19 protein-coding genes, 1 tRNA gene and 1 pseudogene are annotated in these 15,193 nt (G+C 76.2%); 13 read left to right on the top strand and 8 right to left on the bottom strand.

Annotated features, from left to right (window positions below; genetic code table 11):
* Position 1 precedes the first annotated feature (1 nt).
* A complete protein-coding gene (locus ACI79L_RS02205; RefSeq protein ID WP_456935192.1) occupies positions 2-406 on the bottom strand; it encodes a YjbQ family protein in 405 nt (134 codons plus the stop codon).
* 61 nt (positions 407-467) lie between these two features.
* On the opposite strand from ACI79L_RS02205, the gene rph reads away from it, so the two are divergent.
* The 5 genes from rph (at position 468) to ACI79L_RS02180 (ending at position 4,433) form a co-directional block, all read left to right on the top strand.
* Positions 468-1,190: a ribonuclease PH gene (gene rph, locus ACI79L_RS02200; protein WP_456926008.1), complete on the top strand. Its 723-nt coding sequence runs from the start codon at positions 468-470 to the stop codon at positions 1,188-1,190.
* On the top strand, positions 1,187-1,798 hold the full coding sequence (gene rdgB, locus ACI79L_RS02195) for an RdgB/HAM1 family non-canonical purine NTP pyrophosphatase (protein ID WP_456935191.1): 612 nt from the start codon (positions 1,187-1,189) through the stop codon (positions 1,796-1,798). The genes rph and rdgB overlap by 4 nt, the downstream gene beginning before the upstream one ends.
* An 88-nt stretch (positions 1,799-1,886) precedes the next feature.
* Positions 1,887-2,972, top strand: coding sequence for an HPP family protein (locus ACI79L_RS02190; protein WP_456935190.1), 1,086 nt, complete (start codon positions 1,887-1,889; stop codon positions 2,970-2,972).
* A gap of 88 nt (positions 2,973-3,060) precedes the next feature.
* A complete protein-coding gene (locus tag ACI79L_RS02185; RefSeq protein WP_456935189.1) occupies positions 3,061-4,251 on the top strand; it encodes a glycosyltransferase family 2 protein in 1,191 nt (396 codons plus the stop codon).
* A gap of 20 nt (positions 4,252-4,271) precedes the next feature.
* The gene (locus ACI79L_RS02180; protein ID WP_456935188.1) at positions 4,272-4,433 is read left to right on the top strand and encodes a hypothetical protein; all 162 of its coding nucleotides are present in this window, start codon (positions 4,272-4,274) and stop codon (positions 4,431-4,433) included.
* 16 nt (positions 4,434-4,449) lie between these two features.
* Here the strand turns inward: ACI79L_RS02180 and ACI79L_RS02175 are convergent, their stop codons facing one another.
* Positions 4,450-5,394, bottom strand: coding sequence for a hypothetical protein (locus tag ACI79L_RS02175; RefSeq protein ID WP_456935187.1), 945 nt, complete (start codon positions 5,392-5,394; stop codon positions 4,450-4,452).
* A 192-nt stretch (positions 5,395-5,586) separates the two neighbouring features.
* Between ACI79L_RS02175 and ACI79L_RS02170 the strand changes: the two are divergent.
* Both ACI79L_RS02170 and ACI79L_RS02165 read left to right on the top strand, forming a co-directional pair.
* A pseudogene (locus tag ACI79L_RS02170) lies at positions 5,587-5,889 on the top strand (DUF6929 family protein); the annotation flags it as partial.
* Between the two features lie 52 nt (positions 5,890-5,941).
* Complete coding sequence (locus tag ACI79L_RS02165) at positions 5,942-6,541, top strand: DUF6910 family protein (RefSeq protein ID WP_456935255.1); 600 nt, start codon at positions 5,942-5,944, stop codon at positions 6,539-6,541.
* Between the two features lie 8 nt (positions 6,542-6,549).
* Here the strand turns inward: ACI79L_RS02165 and ACI79L_RS02160 are convergent.
* Positions 6,550-6,630, bottom strand: a tRNA-Leu gene (locus ACI79L_RS02160).
* Positions 6,631-6,732: 102 nt separating this feature from the next.
* On the opposite strand from ACI79L_RS02160, the gene ACI79L_RS02155 reads away from it, so the two are divergent.
* Together ACI79L_RS02155 and ACI79L_RS02150 are read left to right on the top strand one after the other, a co-directional pair.
* Positions 6,733-6,963, top strand: coding sequence for a DUF3618 domain-containing protein (locus ACI79L_RS02155; RefSeq protein WP_387985736.1), 231 nt, complete (start codon positions 6,733-6,735; stop codon positions 6,961-6,963).
* A gap of 8 nt (positions 6,964-6,971) precedes the next feature.
* Positions 6,972-7,469 (top strand): DUF427 domain-containing protein, encoded by a 498-nt coding sequence (locus ACI79L_RS02150; protein WP_456935186.1) that lies wholly within the window; start codon positions 6,972-6,974, stop codon positions 7,467-7,469.
* A 3-nt stretch (positions 7,470-7,472) separates the two neighbouring features.
* Here the strand turns inward: ACI79L_RS02150 and ACI79L_RS02145 are convergent, their stop codons facing one another.
* Positions 7,473-8,084: a TetR/AcrR family transcriptional regulator gene (locus ACI79L_RS02145; RefSeq protein ID WP_456935185.1), complete on the bottom strand. Its 612-nt coding sequence runs from the start codon at positions 8,082-8,084 to the stop codon at positions 7,473-7,475.
* 121 nt (positions 8,085-8,205) lie between these two features.
* On the opposite strand from ACI79L_RS02145, the gene ACI79L_RS02140 reads away from it, so the two are divergent.
* The gene (locus ACI79L_RS02140) at positions 8,206-9,303 is read left to right on the top strand and encodes an EAL domain-containing protein (protein WP_456935184.1); all 1,098 of its coding nucleotides are present in this window, start codon (positions 8,206-8,208) and stop codon (positions 9,301-9,303) included.
* Here ACI79L_RS02140 and ACI79L_RS02135 read toward each other — a convergent pair.
* Positions 9,281-9,862: a histidine phosphatase family protein gene (locus ACI79L_RS02135; protein ID WP_456935183.1), complete on the bottom strand. Its 582-nt coding sequence runs from the start codon at positions 9,860-9,862 to the stop codon at positions 9,281-9,283. The genes ACI79L_RS02140 and ACI79L_RS02135 overlap by 23 nt on opposite strands.
* A gap of 128 nt (positions 9,863-9,990) precedes the next feature.
* On the opposite strand from ACI79L_RS02135, the gene ACI79L_RS02130 reads away from it, so the two are divergent.
* Complete coding sequence (locus ACI79L_RS02130) at positions 9,991-10,845, top strand: aldo/keto reductase (protein WP_456935182.1); 855 nt, start codon at positions 9,991-9,993, stop codon at positions 10,843-10,845.
* A 60-nt stretch (positions 10,846-10,905) separates the two neighbouring features.
* Here ACI79L_RS02130 and ACI79L_RS02125 read toward each other — a convergent pair whose 3' ends face one another.
* Positions 10,906-11,445, bottom strand: a complete 540-nt coding sequence (locus ACI79L_RS02125; protein WP_456935181.1) for an STAS domain-containing protein — start codon at positions 11,443-11,445, stop codon at positions 10,906-10,908.
* A gap of 189 nt (positions 11,446-11,634) precedes the next feature.
* Here ACI79L_RS02125 and ACI79L_RS02120 point away from each other — a divergent pair, with 189 nt between their 5' ends.
* Together ACI79L_RS02120 and ACI79L_RS02115 are read left to right on the top strand one after the other, a co-directional pair.
* Entirely contained in the window at positions 11,635-12,789 is a 1,155-nt protein-coding gene (locus ACI79L_RS02120; protein WP_456935180.1) for an acyl-CoA dehydrogenase family protein, read from the top strand.
* Complete coding sequence (locus tag ACI79L_RS02115) at positions 12,782-13,525, top strand: PaaI family thioesterase (RefSeq protein WP_456935179.1); 744 nt, start codon at positions 12,782-12,784, stop codon at positions 13,523-13,525. Before ACI79L_RS02120 ends, ACI79L_RS02115 begins: the two co-directional genes overlap by 8 nt.
* A 19-nt stretch (positions 13,526-13,544) precedes the next feature.
* Here ACI79L_RS02115 and ACI79L_RS02110 read toward each other — a convergent pair whose 3' ends face one another.
* Together ACI79L_RS02110 and ACI79L_RS02105 are read right to left on the bottom strand one after the other, a co-directional pair.
* On the bottom strand, positions 13,545-14,207 hold the full coding sequence (locus ACI79L_RS02110) for an MBL fold metallo-hydrolase (RefSeq protein WP_456935178.1): 663 nt from the start codon (positions 14,205-14,207) through the stop codon (positions 13,545-13,547).
* A gap of 259 nt (positions 14,208-14,466) precedes the next feature.
* Positions 14,467-15,030 (bottom strand): dihydrofolate reductase family protein, encoded by a 564-nt coding sequence (locus ACI79L_RS02105; RefSeq protein WP_456935177.1) that lies wholly within the window; start codon positions 15,028-15,030, stop codon positions 14,467-14,469.
* Between the last annotated feature and the right edge of the window lie 163 nt (positions 15,031-15,193).

The following is a 15,193-nucleotide window of genomic DNA, read 5'->3' as shown; positions in this document are numbered from 1 at the left end:
GTCAGCCGCGGAGGAACGACAGCCGCACCTGCCGCTCGGGGTTGTCGCCGTTGGGGTCGACCAGGCAGATCCGCTGCCAGGTGCCCAGCTGCAGCCGGCCCCCGAGCACCGGCACGCTCAGGTGCGGCGGCAGGAACGCCGGCAGCACGTGGTCGCGCCCGTGGCCGGGGCTGCCGTGCCGGTGGCGCCAGCGGCCGTCGCGGGGCAGCAGCTCGTCGAGCTGGGCGAGCAGGTCGTCGTCGCTGCCCGCGCCGGTCTCGATGACGGCCAGCCCGGCCGTGGCGTGCGGGACGAACACCTGCAGCAGGCCGTCGTCCTCCTGCCGGACGAAGTCCTCGCACTCGCCGGTCAGGTCGACCACCACCGGCGCGCCGCCGGTCCGCACCCTCCGCAGCTCCGATCGCACGCCGTCGATCGTGACAGCTCGCCCGGAGGACGGCGTGCCGACGTCGATAGGCTCGGTGCCCGTGACCCGCCCCGACGGCCGCGCGGCCGACCAGCTCCGCCCGGTGACCATCACCCGCAACTGGCTCGACCACGCCGAGGGCTCGGTGCTCGTCGAGTTCGGCCGCACCCGCGTACTGTGCGCGGCCAGCGTCACCGAGGGCGTGCCGCGCTGGCGCAAGGGCTCAGGGCTGGGCTGGGTCACCGCCGAGTACGCCATGCTGCCGCGCGCCACGCACACCCGCGGCGACCGCGAGTCGGTCAAGGGCCGCATCGGCGGGCGCACCCACGAGATCAGCCGGCTCATCGGCCGCTCGCTGCGCGCCTCGATCGACCTCGCGGCGCTGGGGGAGAACAGCATCGCCCTCGACTGCGACGTCCTGCAGGCCGACGGCGGCACCCGGACGGCGGCCATCACCGGCGCCTACGTCGCCCTCGCCGACGCCGTCGCGTGGCTGGCCGACCGGAAGAAGCTGGCGAAGAAGCAGCCGATCGTGCAGTCGGTGGCGGCGGTGAGCGTCGGCGTGATCGACGGCGAGCCGCGGCTGGACCTCGCCTACGAGGAGGACGTGCGGGCCGGCACCGACATGAACGTCGTCTGCACCGGTGAGGGCGGCTTCGTCGAGGTCCAGGGCACCGCCGAGGGCGCGGTGTTCGACCGGCCCACCCTCGACCGGCTGCTCGACCTCGCCGTCGCCGGGTGCGCCGAGCTCACCCGCGTCCAGCAGGAGGCGCTGCAGCGATGACGACCCGCCTGCTGCTCGCCACCCGCAACGCCGGCAAGCTCGCCGAACTCCAGCGGCTGCTGTCCGACGCCGTCCCGGGGATCGAGGTGGTCGGCCTGCGCGACGTGCCCGAGTACCCGGAGGCCCCCGAGACCGGCGCGACGTTCGCGGAGAACGCGCTGCTCAAGGCGCGCGAGGCGGTCCGGTACACGGGCCTGCCCGCGGTGGCCGACGACTCGGGCCTCGCCGTCGACGCGCTCAACGGGATGCCCGGGGTGCTCTCGGCGCGGTGGTCGGGCCGGCACGGCGACGACGCCGCCAACACCGCGCTGCTGCTCGGCCAGATCGGCGACGTCCCCGAGGAGCGGCGCGGCGGGGCCTTCGTGTGCGCCGCCGCCCTGGTCACCCCGGACGGCGCGGAGTCGGTCGTCGAGCGGCAGTGGCGCGGCCGGGTGGTCCGCGAGCCGCGCGGCAGCAACGGCTTCGGCTACGACCCGGTGTTCGTCGCCGACGGCCTGGACCGCACCGCCGCCGAGCTCGAGCCCGCGGAGAAGGACGCCCGCAGCCACCGCGGGCAGGCCTTCGCGGCGCTGGTCCCGGTGATCGCGCAGACGCTCGGCGCGGCCTGACCTCCGCGCCGCGGCGGCACCTCGGCACCGCCCCGACGACGTAGGGTCCACGCCCGCGGCGGGCGGGGGCCCGCGGGAGGGGAGCGGGGTGCGCGCGGACGTCAGGGCGTGGAGGACCGGGCTGCGGCCCTCGCCGGTGGGCTACCGCCGCTCGGAGGTGCTCCGCGGCGGGCTCGGCGCCCTGGCCGGCATCGCGCTGGCCGCGCTCACCGCCCACGCGGTCCCCGGCGGGCCGGCCGGGCTGCCGTGGATCGTCGCGCCGATGGGCGCCACCGCGGTGCTGCTGTTCGCCGCGCCGGCCAGCCCGCTGGCCCAGCCCTATCCCGTGCTCGCGGGCAACACGGTGTCCACGCTGGTCGGCGTCGCGGCGGGCAAGCTGCTCGACGACGTCACGCTCGCCGCGGCGGTCGCCGTCGGCGTGGCGATCCCGCTGATGATGGTGCTGCGCTGCGTGCACCCGCCGGGCGGCGCGTGCGCGCTGTTCGCGGCGGTCGGCGAGGCGGCGGTGGCCGACCACGGCTGGGCGTTCGCGCTGTGGCCGGTCGGCGTCGACACCCTCGTGCTGCTGCTCGTGGCCGCGCTGGTGAACAACCTGACCGGCCGGCCCTACCCGCACGTGCCCGAGCCGCCGCGCACCGGGCCCGAGGCGCCGCCCACCGAGCGGGTCGGGCTGCAGGCCGAGGACGTCACGGCGGCGATGCAGCGGCTCGACCGCGGCCTGGACGTGCTGCCCGGTGACGTGCTGGCGCTGGTCCGCGACGCCGAGGCGCACGCCCTGGACCGCCGGCTCGGGCAGCTGCGCGTGGGCGCGCTGATGGAGCGCGACGTGCGGACCGTGCAGCCCGACGAGACCCTCTACCGCGCGCGGATGCTCATGAACCAGCACGCGGTGAAGGCGCTGCCGGTGGTCACGCCGGACCGGCGGGTCGTCGGCATCGTCACCGTCCACGACCTGTTCAACCTCGACGTCGTGGACTTCGACCCGGTCGCGAAGGTCATGACCAGCCCGGTCACCACCGTCGGCGCCGACACCCCGGTCTCGGAGCTGGTCGGGCTGATGGCCGACCGCGGGCTGCGGCACCTCCCGGTGGTCGACGCCGACGACCGGCTCGCCGGGATCGTCACCCGCGCCGAGCTGGTCGCCGTCCTGCACCGGGCGCTGGTCGGCTCCTGACCCGTTCGGGTGGTCCGGCCGGCGCCGGCTGCGGGATCCGCCGCCGGCTGCCGTTGTCCCCCTGACGGGACGACGGCAGGGGGCGGGCATGGCAGGGGACGACGGGCGCCCGGCGGCGCGGCTTGTCGTGCTGATCCCGGCGCACGACGAGGCCGCGACCATCGGGGACACCCTCGACGCCCTGCAACGGCAGACGCGCCGTCCCGACCGCGTGGTCGTCGTCGCCGACAACTGCACCGACGACACCGCCCGGATCGCGCGCGAGCGGGGAGCCGAGGTCTACGAGACCGTCGGCAACACCGACAAGAAGGCCGGCGCCCTCAACCAGGCGATCGTGCAGCGGTTCCGCCGCACCGCCACCGCCGACCGGCGGGGCGCCTCCGACGACCCCCGGCGCGGCCCGGACCGGCGCAGGGGCGCGGGGGACGCCGGCCCCGTCCCCGACCTGCGCGACGACGACCTCGTCCTGGTGATGGACGCCGACACCGAGCTCGCGCCCGGGTTCCTCGCGGCCGCCGCGGCCAGCCTCGAGTCCTCGCCGCGGATCGGCGCCGCCGGGGGGCTGTTCTACGGGCACCCCGGGGCGGGGGTCCTCGGGCAGCTGCAGCGCAACGAGTACCTGCGGTACAGCCGCGACGTCTCGCGGACCGGCCGCGTCATGGTGCTGACCGGGACGGGCACGCTGTTCCGCGTCCGGGCGCTGCGGGAGGTGGCCGCCGCCCGCGGCACCACGCTGCCCGGCCGGGAGGGGCAGGTCTACGACACCCTCGCGCTCACCGAGGACAACGAGCTGACCCTCGCGCTCAAGACCCTGGGCTGGCGCATGACAAGCCCGGCGGCGTGCTCGGTGGTCACCGAGATCATGCCGACCTGGCGGGACCTGTGGAAGCAGCGCATGCGGTGGCAGCGCGGCGCCCTGGAGAACCTCCGGCACTACGGGCTCACCCGGGTCACCCTGCGCTACTGGGCCCAGCAGCTGGGCATGGGCCTCGGCGTCCTCGCCTTCCAGGCCTACCTGCTGCTCACCGTGCTGGTCCTGGCCCGCGACGGCGGCCTGCGCATGGACCCGTTCTGGGCCTCGGTCGGCCTGGTCTTCCTGGCCGAGCGGCTGGTGACCGTCCGCCGGGGCGGCCCGCGGGCGCTGCTGCTGGCGCTGCCCCTGGTCGTCGAGCTGGTCTACGACCTGTTCATCCAGGCCGTGTTCGTCCGCTCCCTGGTGGACGTCGTCCGCCGCCGGGAGGCCACCTGGCACCACGTCGCGGCTCCCGCGGCGGGCTGACCCACCGAGAGGAGGTGCACGTGTACAGCAAGGCGGGTTACGTGACGGCCAGCGGCGTGGGCGGGTCGACCGCCCTCGCCTACACCGGATTCAACGCGCTGGCGGTCGTGGTCGCCGGCGTCACCCTGCTGTTCGCCGGGCTGGCGCTGCTCAAGCTGGTCCCGCGGCGGGCGAAGGACTGATCCCGGGGCGGCCGGCTCAGGCGGCCGGCCGCCCCTCGCTGCCGGCGTCGGCCTGCGCCCCGGTGCCCGCCTCGGCCTGCGGCTCGGCGCCCGGGCCGCTGTCCGAGCCGGACCCCGGGCCGCTGTCCGAGCCGGAGCCCGAGTCGCCGTCGGACCCGCTGCCCGAGTCGGTCCCCGGCGCCTGCGTCGACGGCTCGGCGGGCGCGGACTCCTCGGCGCCGTCGCCGGTGCCGTCCTCGCCGTCCTCGTCGCTGCCGCTCTCGGTGGCGGGCGCGGACTCCTCGGGCGGCGTCGCGCTCTCCCCGGCGTCCCCGGGCGTGCCCGTGGCCGGCGCCTCGGTCGTCGGGGTGGCCGGGTCGGAGTCCGACGGGGTCACGTCGCGCGAGGACGAGGCGTTGGACAGCTCGCCGATCGTGGTGGACGACGAGGAGTCCTCGGTCCCGCCGACCAGCGCGGACACCGGCTTCTGCCCGATCAGCTCGATCGCGGTGACGACCCCCATCGCCAGGACGAAGACCGCGGCCGCGTACGCCGCCACCCGCGGCCAGCGGATCCGCCGGCGCGGTGCGGGGGCCCGGCGCGGGTCCAGGTGCGCGGGCAGCTCCCGGGTCGCCGCCTCGTCGGCGGCGGTCCCGGCCGCGGGCATCGCCCGGGTCGGGGCCTCGCCGGCCGTGGGGGCGGGGCGGGTCGCCAGCTGCTCGCGGGCCTTCCGCAGCTTCTCGCTCGTGCGGTTCAGGGAGGTGCTGTAGAGCGCGGAGCCGACGGTGCTGACGACGCTGACGAGCGCCGCGCCGATCACGGTGCCGGCGACGCCGAAGAACGAGGCGAGGACCGCCGCGGACACCGCGGCCAGGGCGCCGGCCGCCACCTGGGTGACGGTGAGCGAGGTGCGGGGCTTGTCGGGGACCGGCTCGGGGTTCGTGCCGGGGGAGGGGCTGGTCTCGGTGCGCGGGGAGGTCATGAGCTCCGACGGGTCGTGTCCGGAGGACTGTGTGCAGGGGGAAGAGGACCGGCCCCGGGCACCCCGTCGTGCGGCCGGCCGGCCGACCCGAGGCTACGTCGGCTTCGCCGTGCGTGCAGCGGCCCTGGACGGAGTTCAGCGTGCTGACCTGCGGAAAGACGGTTGTGTGATCTGGTCCCGCCACCTGCCCGCGTGAGGCCGCGCCCGAGCGGGCACCCCGTCCCCGTGCGCGTCGACCTCACCGCCGTCCGGGGGCTCCGCTTCGACGACGGGACGCCCGTGACCGCGGCCTCGGGCCTCGCGCCGCTGGGCGACGGCTGGCTCGTGGTCCAGGACGACGCCACGTCCGCGGCCTGGCAGCGCCCGGGCGGCGTCGTCCCGGTGCGGCTGCTGCCGCCGGTCGAGGGGCACGACCGGTTCTCCGAGGCGGCCGGGACCAAGTCCCTCAAGCCCGACCTGGAGACGGCCAGCCCGGTGGAGGCCGGCGGGCGGCCCGCGGTGCTGCTGCTCGGGTCGGGGTCCACGCCGCGGCGCACCCGCGGGGGGGCTGGTCGTCCTCGACGGCGACCGGCCGTCCGCCCGGGCGGCCGACCTCGGCCCGCTGTACGCCGCGGTCGGCGACCGCCTCGGGGTGCCGGACGGGCAGCGGAACCTGGAGGGCGCCGCCCGCGCGGGCGACGTCCTCCGCTGGTACCAGCGCGGCAACCGCGCCGCCGGGGTGCCGAACGCCTGCGTCGAGGTCCTGCTGGCGCCGTTGCTGGCGGCCCTGCTCGGGCACGCGGACCCCGGCGCGGTGCCGCTGGGGCCGGTGCACGTCCTCGACCTCGGTGAGGTCGCCGGCGTCGGGCTCGCCGTCACCGACGCCGTCGCCCTGCCCGACGGCCGGGAGCTGCTGTCCGCGGCGGCGGAGGACACGCCGAACGCCGTCGACGACGGCCCGGTGGTGGCCACGGCGCTCGTCCTGGTCGAGCACGGGCGGGTGCTCGACGTCGCGCCGGTGCCGGAGGTGGACGGGCGGGTGGCGAAGGTCGAGGGCCTGGCCCTGCGCGGCGTGGACGGCGACCGGGTGGACCTGCTGGCGGTGGTCGACGCCGACGACCCGGGGCTCGCCTCGCCGCAGGTCGAGCTCACCGTGCGCCTGGGCTGACCCCTGGGTGCGGGAGGCGGGAGTCGAACCCGCACGCCCGAGGGCACCAGATCCTAAGTCTGGCGTGGCTGCCGTTACACCACTCCCGCGTGGCCGCCGAGTCTAGGGCGCGTCCCGGGGCGCATCGCCCGCGCGGGTGCCGCTGATCGCCGGAACGGGCCGGTCGGCGCGGTGTCTGGCAGGCTGTCGCCGTGCCTCGCGACCCTCGAGAGATCCAGCTGGAGATCGACGCCGCCCGTGAGTCGCTGGCGGCCACCCTGGACCAGTTGGCGTACCGGAGCAGCCCGACGCGGCTCCGCGCCCAGGGGCAGGCCGCCGTCGTGCGGTTCCTGCAGTCGACGGCGGGGCGCGCCACCGTCGGTGCCCTCGGCCTGCTGGTGACGCTGGTCGTCGTCCAGAAGGCCCGGCACCGCAACGACTGAGCCGCACCGTGCGCCCGCCGCGCCGCGACCCGGTCGGCCCGGGTCAGGAGTCGGTCTGGGACTACCCGCGCCCGCCGTCGGCGGAGGTGACGCCGCGCCGCGTCGTCGTCGAGCTGGGCGGGCGGGTGGTCGGGGAGACCAGCCGCGCGGTGCGGGTCTGCGAGACCAGCCACCCGCCGGTCTACTACGTGCCCCGCGAGGACGTCGTCCCCGGCGTGCTCGAGCGGGCCGCCGGCTCGTCGTGGTGCGAGTGGAAGGGGCGGGCCACCTACTGGGACGCCGTCGTCGACGGGCGCCGGTACCCGGCGGTCGGCTGGTCCTACGAGGACCCGACCCCGGGGTACGAGCACCTGCGCGGGGCGGTGGCGTTCTACCCGAGCCGGGTCGACCGGGCGCTGGTCGACGGCGAGCAGGTGCGCGCGCAGGCGGGGGACTTCTACGGCGGCTGGATCACCGCGGACGTCGTCGGCCCGTTCAAGGGCGAGCCGGGCACGCTCGGCTGGTGAGCGTCAGCCCCGGCGGACCAGCGGGAGCACCACGGTCTCGAGCACGGCGTCGGCGTAGGCGGCGTCCACCGGCTCGCGGGTGACCAGCCAGCGCTGCACGAGCAGCGCGGTGGTGGCCTCGGCGGGGATCGACTGCGGCAGGCCGGGGCCCACCTCGCCGCGCGCCTGGGCGCGGGTCCACACCTCGTCGTAGGCCCGCCGCCAGACGGCCAGCGGGCCCTCGCGGAACGCCTCGATCAGCGCCGGCTCGTGCTGCATCGCCGCGAGCAGCGAGCGGGTCGCGGCCCCGACCGGGCTGGCCATCATCTCCACCATGCGGTGCACGAGCTGGCGGAGGTCGCCCTCGAGCGACCCGGTGTCGGCGGTGACCGTCCACGCCCGGTTGAGGTCGGAGACGGTGTCGACGACGAGGTCCTGCTTCGTGCGCCAGCGGCGGTAGATGGTCGCCTTCCCGACGCCGGCCTCCGCCGCCACGGCGTCCATGGTCAGCGCGCCGTACCCGACCTCCCCGAGCAGCCGGAGGATGGCCGCGCGGATGACGTCGTCACGGCTGGGGTCGCGCGGGCGGCCGCCGCGGCCATGGCGCGTCGGCGGCTCGGTGATCACAGCAGCCATGGATCGACAGTAGGGCCTCCGCGCCGCGTGCAGACCGGTCGGCCGCGCGGCATCCTGAACGGTCGGGACCCGTCCGCGCGCCTGCCCGCACCGGCCGGGCCGGTCGGTCATCCTGCTGCGCGTGGCGAGTCCGATCGGTGCGGCGCGGCGGCGCGAGCAGTGGCCCCTGCCCGAGGCCGCGACCCGCGTGCTGCTGGCGACCGCGGAGGAGAACGTGCTGCCCGCCGTGGCCGCCGTCGCCCGCGCGGCCGGGCTGTCGGTCTTCGCCGCCCCCGGGCTGCTCGACCTCTCCGACGAGCGCGACGGCGTCGGCGTGGAGGTCTTCTTCGACCGGCTCTCCCGCGCGCTGACCGGCGCCGAGGCCGAGGCGGTGCGGGTGGCGACCGACCCGGCCAACGAGTACACCGCGCTGACCCTCGGCCTGCTCACCGCGCCGACCCTTGCGCAGGAGCTGGCCCGCCGCGGGGTGACCGCCGAGGTCGGCGTGCTCGCCGAGGCCGAGCTGTGGTCGGCGTACCAGCCGATCGTGGCGCTGGCCGACCGCGCCGTCGTCGCCCACGAGGCGCTGCTGCGCGGCGACTCCGACGGGCGCACCGTCGACGGCGGGGACCTGTTCTTCGTGGCCGACTCCGCCGGCTGGCTCACCCGGCTGGACCGGGTCGGCCGCGAGTGCGCCATCGCCGGCGCCGCGGGCTGGCTGGGCGGCGCCGACCTGTTCGTCAACACCCGGCCCACCTCGGTGCTGCACCCCGACGCCGACCTCGCCAGCACCGTCGATGCGCTGGAGGGCGCGGGGCTGGAGCCGCGGCAGCTGGTGCTGGAGGTGGGGGAGCGGGCCGCCGTCGCCGACCGCGGGCACCTGCTCGCCGTCCTCGAGTCCTACCGGGAGCGCGGCTGGCGGGTGGCCCTCGACGAGGTGGCCGCCGGGTGGTCCAGCCGCTCGCTGCTCGACGTCGTCCGGCCCGACGTGGTCAAGCTCGGCCGGGCGCTGGTGTCCGCGCTGCCCGACGACGGCGCCCGCGCGGTGGTGCGCACGGTGACCGAGCACGCGCACCGGCTCGGGGCGGTCGTCGTCGCGGAGGGGGTGGAGACCGAGCAGGTGGCCGCGGAGGTGGCCGCGCTCGGCGCCGACCTCGCCCAGGGCTGGCTGTTCGGCCGGCCCGCCGCGCCCGCCGGCGCCGCCTCGCCGATGGAGCTCAGCCCAGTCCCCATCCCGTGAGCACCGGGCGCGCGTGCTCGTGCCCGAGCACGCCGTAGGCGCCGGCCGGCAGCGCGAACAGCGCCCCCGCGGCGGGCTCGAGCCCCAGCCAGCGCGCGGTGAGGACCCGCAGCACGTGCCCGTGCGCGACGAGGGCGACGTCGCCGTCGGCGAGCCGGGCCCGCGCCCGGTCGAGCACCCGGTCCACCCGCTCGCCGACCTGCTCGAGGGTCTCGCCGGGGGTCTCGCCCGCCACCACCGGGTCGCGCCAGACCGACCACTCGCGGCCGAGCTCCTCGCTGATCTCGGCGGTGGTGCGGCCCTCGTAGCCGCCGTAGTCGAGCTCGACGAGGTCCTCGTCGACGGCGGTGGCGGTCAGCCCGGCCAGCTCGGCGGTGCGCCGGGCGCGCTGCCGGGGGCTGGTCCACACCTCGACGACGTGCCGCTCGGCCAGCGCCGGGGCCAGGGAGCGGGCCCGCTCCTCGCCCTCGGGCAGCAGCGGCAGGTCGGTCACGCCGGTGTGCTGGCCGCTCCTGCTCCACTCGGTCGCGCCGTGCCGCAGCACCAGGATCTCGCCCATCGCCGTCCTCTCGGTCGCGTGTCGCCGGTCACATCGTCGGCGCGCCGGGAAGAGCGGCGCGGACCGCCGTGCTGGCGGGGTGCGGGACCCCGGGCGGCCGGCCCGGGGCACACGCACCGGGAGGGTCCATGACCGCCACCGCACCTGCCGACACCTTCGCCATCGGCGGTGACCTCGCCGTCCACCGGCTCGGCTACGGCGCCATGCAGCTGCCCGGCCCGGGCGTCTGGGGCGAGCCGGCCGACCGCGACGCCGCGCTGCGTGTCGTCCGCGCCGCCGTCGAGCAGGGCGTCGACCTCATCGACACCGCCGACTCCTACGGGCCGTTCGTCAGCGAGCTGATCATCGCCGAGGCGCTGCACCCGTACCCGGAGGGTCTGGTCGTCGCCACCAAGGCCGGCCTGACCCGCCAGGGCCCGGGCATCTGGACGCCGGTCGGGCGCCCGGCCTACCTGAGGCAGCAGGTCGAGCTGTCGCTGCGCCACCTGCGGGTGGAGCGCATCGACCTCATCCAGCTGCACCGCATCGACGCCGAGGTGCCGCTGGCCGACCAGCTCGGCGCCTTCAAGGAGTTGCAGGACGAGGGCAAGGTCCGCCACATCGGCGTCTCCGAGGTCTCGGTGGAGGAGTTGCGGGCGGCGCGCGAGATCGTCGACGTCGTCAGCGTCCAGAACCTCTACAACCTGACCAACCGGCAGTCGCAGGACGTCCTGGACTACGCCACCGACAACGGGATCGCGTTCATCCCGTGGTTCCCGATCGCGACCGGCGACCTCGCCGCCCCGCACAGCCCGGTGGCCGACATCGCCCGCGAGCTGGACGCCACCCCGGCGCAGGTCGCGCTGGCCTGGCTGCTGCAGAAGTCGCCGGTGGTGCTGCCCATCCCGGGCACGAAGTCGGTGGACCACCTCACCGAGAACATGGGCGCGGCGCAGCTGACGCTGTCCGACGAGGACATGGCCCGCCTGGACGCCCTGGCGTAGGCGCACCCCGCTCGTGCCCCGGTCCGCCGCGTGCGGGCCGGGGCACGTGCACGTCCGGCGTCAGCGCCAGCGGTCCAGCGGGACGGGGACACGGCGGCGGGGCACCCCGGCCGGTCCCCGCAGCGGGTGCGCCGCGGCCCGCGGCCGGCGGGCGTCCTCGAGCTCCGGGGCCTGCCGGTCCGCCGCGGCGAGGAGCGACCCGACGGGGAGGGGCTGGGTGGGGCGCGGGTCGGCCACGGACTCCGGCGCCGGCCGCGGCAGGGGGCGCACCGGGTCGGCGCCGGTGAGCGGGCCGTCGAGCTCGAGGACGCCGGCGAGGCCGGCCTCCGCCACCTGGCGGCGGGTGGCCGCGGGCGCGCCGACCACCCGGCACCGCCGGCCAGCGGCAGTAAGGGTGTCGCTGAAGCCGGCGAGGGTCCGCAGCGCCGCGCGGTCGTGGAAGCGGGCGCCGGCCACGTCGACGACGACGCTGGGGGTGCCGTGCTCGGCGGCGCGGGTCAGGCCGGCGGCCAGGCGGGGGAGGGTCGGCCGGCCGGCGTCGCCGGTCAGGCGGACGACGACCTGGTCCGGTGCGGGCACGACGGCGACGGAGAGGTGCACGAGGGCTCCCGGGGGAGGACACGGCGCCGCTGGTTCGGGTGCCGTCGGTGACGCTAGTGCGGCTGACCGTGACCGGCAACGGGGTGTGTCCGGTTCACGACGTTCCGTCCTCGGACGTCCGCAACACCTCCGGCGTTGTGTTGCACCCCCGGCTCGTCGGGAGGCCGCCGGAGGCGGCACCATGGGGGCGTGGACGCCGAGGACTTCACGCAGATCCGGGACGCGGTGCGCCAGCTGGTGCGGGAGGTGGTCGTCCCGCGCGAGGAGGAGATCGACCTCGACGACCGCATCCCCGAGGAGCTGCGCGGCGCGGCGGCGGACATGGGCCTGTTCGGCTACGCGCTGCCCGAGGAGTACGGCGGCCTGGGCGTCTCCATGAGCGAGGACGTCGAGCTGGCCTTCGAGTTCGGCTACACGACGCCGGCCTTCCGGTCGCTGTTCGGCACGAACAACGGCATCGCGGGCCAGGTGATCGCGAGGTTCGGCAGCGAGGAGCAGAAGAAGGCCTACCTGCCGCGGCTGGCCGCCGGCGAGCTGATCGGCTCCTTCGCGCTCACCGAGGCCGAGGCCGGCTCCGACCCGGCGGGCCTGCGGACCAGCGCCCGCCGCGACGGCGACGGCTGGGTGCTCAACGGCGCCAAGCGGTACATCACCAACGCGCCGCTGGCCGACCTGTTCGTCGTCTTCGCCCGCACCGACCCGGAGGAGCAGGGCGGGCGCGGGATCTCCAGCTTCGTCGTCGACGCGACGGCGCCCGGCGTCTCGCTCGGCCCCAAGGACAAGAAGATGGGCCAGTCGGGGGCGTGGACCTCGGAGGTGTTCTTCGACGACGTCCACGTGCCGGCCGACGCGCTGATCGGCGAGGAGGGGCGCGGCTACGCGAAGGCGCTCACCGTGCTCTCCCGCGGCCGGCTGCACATCGCGGCGCTGTGCGTGGGGATGGCGCAGCGGGTGCTCGACGAGTCGGTCGCCTACGCCGCCACGGCCAAGCAGGGCGGCGCCCCGATCGGCCGGTTCCAGCTGGTGCAGGCGCTGATCGCCGACATGCACGCCGAGACCCTGGCCGGGAAGGCGATGGTGCGCGAGGTCGCCGCCCGCTACGACTCCGGCGAGGACACCTCGATCGGCCCGTCGTCGGCGAAGCTGTGGTGCAGCGAGATGGTCGGCCGGGCGACCGACCGCGCCGTCCAGGTGCACGGCGGGCTGGGCTACCTGCGGACCACGCCGGTCGAGCGCTTCTACCGCGACGCCCGCCTCTACCGGCTGTACGAGGGCACCAGCGAGGTGCAGCGGGTGATCATCGGCGGCGGGCTGCTGCGCGCGGCCGGCATGCCGCGTGGCTGACGAAGGACCCTCCTGCCCCCCGCCCCCCGCTGCCGCTCGGGACGGGTCCCTGCAGGAGGGCCGTTCCAGCCCGTCACCGGACGAGCGGGCCGCCCGGCGGGTCGCCGTCGGGGAGCTGGGTGACGCGCTGCGCGACCTGGTCGACGCCGCCGTCCGCACGGAGGTGTCGGAGGCCGAGCTCGAGGCGGCCGCCGCCGTCGCGCGGGAGCTGACCGCGCGGCTGCGGGCGACCGGCCGTGGGCTGCACGAGATCGCACGGGTCGACGACCCGGAGACCGGCGAGCGCTGGTACAGCCCGGTGTACGGGCCGGGCAGCCCGGTGGCGCCGCCGCTGGTGGCCACCGACACCCCCGACGGGACGGCGACCGGCCGGGTCACCGTGGGCAAGGCGCACGAGGGGCCGCCCGGGCTGGTGCACGGCGGCGTGGTGGCGACGCTGCTCGACCACGTCCTGGCCCGCGCGCTGCGCGCCGCCGGCCGCGGCGGGCTGACCGCGACCCTGACCGTGAGGTACCGGCGCCCGGTGCACCTCGGGGTGCCGCTGCTGCTGACCGCCGAGATGGGGGAGACCGTGGGCCGGCGCACCACCGCGCACGCCCGGCTGGTGGCCGAGGACAGCCCCGAGGTGGTGCTCGCCGAGGCCGAGGGCCTGTTCGTGGCGCTGCGCGCGGAGCAGGCCGCCGACGTCTTCGCGGCCACCGGCCGCTCGGTCGGCGCCTGGACGACGCGCGCCTGACCAGGAGCCGTCCCGCGGCTCAGACGGTGCGGGGTCGCCAGGGCTCGTGCTCGTGCGCGAGCCAGACCAGCTCGGGGTCGAGCGCACGCACCAGCAGCTGGCCCTCGGTGTGCGGCTCGTCGAGCTCGCCGAACCAGACCGCCATGTCGCCGCCGATGACGACCGGACGCCCGCCGGTCTCGACGACGACCACCTGCGTGCCGGGTGTGTGGCCCGGCGCCGGGACGAGCCGGAGCCCGGGGAGCAGATCGAGCTCGCCGTCGACCGGCACGTACCGCACGCCGGGCGCGTCGACCCACTCGCGGATGGTGTAACCGTCCTGGCTGCGCGCGTCGTCGAGCTCCCGACGCTGGACGTAGATCGGCTTCCCGGCGAAGAGGTGGTTGCCGCCGCAGTGGTCGGCGTGCAGGTGCGTGTTGACGACGACGTCGATGCCGGCCAGGTCGAAGTCCTGCTCACTCAGTGGCCGGAGGCGGGGATCGAGGTCGGCTCCCGCCGGGTGCAGCTCCGTCATGCCGGTGTCGACCAGCACACGCGCGTCGGGATGGTCGATCACGTGCGCGTGGACCGGCATCCGCTCGCCCTCGGCAAGCAGGTCGGCGACGAGGACCGGCGTGATGGTGACGGGAGCGGCGGCGTCCGTCGAGGACCGGCCGCCGGGACGGTGGGGGACGTGGGTCATGACGAGCTCCTCCGCCGTCTGCAGGGCTGCTGGTGAGGTCACGCTGATGCGTGGACGGTGCGAGCGGTCGTGACTCATCGGTGCGATCAGCGGCTCGGAGGAAGGACGAGGACCATCGCCGATGACACGACTGGTCGGTTGGCGACGCTGCTACGTGCACCCCTGGAGCAGCCCTCGGAGCCGAGGAAGCCGACGGCGATGTCCCCGAGCGGGCCGTTCAGGGCGACAGCCGAGCCCGCGCCGATCCGGTGTCGGGCACTCAGTGCCTGGTCTCGTACCTGGTCAGGAGCACGCCGTCGGGAAACGTCCGGTTCTCCACCAGGGTCAGGTCCACCCAGTTGTCCAGGGCCGTGAAGAACGGCGTGCCGCCGCCCACCAGGACCGGGTGGGTGACGATCGCGTACTCGTCGATCAGCCCGGCCCGCATGGCCGCCGCGGCGAGGGTGGCGCCGCCGATGTCCATGGGGCCGCCGTCCTCGGTCTTGAGCCGGGTGATCTCGGTGACCGCGTCGCCGGTGACCAGGCGGGTGTTCCAGTCGACCGCGCTGATCGTGGAGGAGAACACCACCTTCGGCATGTCCCGCCAGCGGCGGGCGTACTCGAGGTGTGCCGGTGTGGCGCCGGGCTGCTGGTCGGCGGTGGGCCAGTGGGAGCTCATCGTCTGCCACAGTCTGCGCCCGTACAGCGCCGTGCCCGTCGCTCCCACCCGGTCGGACCACCACTGGAACAGCTCGTCGCTCGGCACGCTCCAGCCGAGGTCGTCGCCGGGGGCGGCGATGTAGCCGTCCAGGCTCACGTTCATGCCGAAGGTCAGTTTCCGCATGGCGTCATGCCTCTCGTGAGTCGGTGATCGGCGTACGGACCGGCACGGCGCGGAGAAGTCATCGGTCAGGCCACACCGAGGGCAGCCACGACCGGATCTGGCACGTGCGCATCGTCCACGGTGTCCCACAGGCCGCCTCCAGGGACAGGTGGCGGGGAAGTGG

Source organism: Geodermatophilus sp. SYSU D00684 (assembly GCF_054050455.1).
This window is presented reverse-complemented; position numbering and strand designations above follow the sequence as displayed.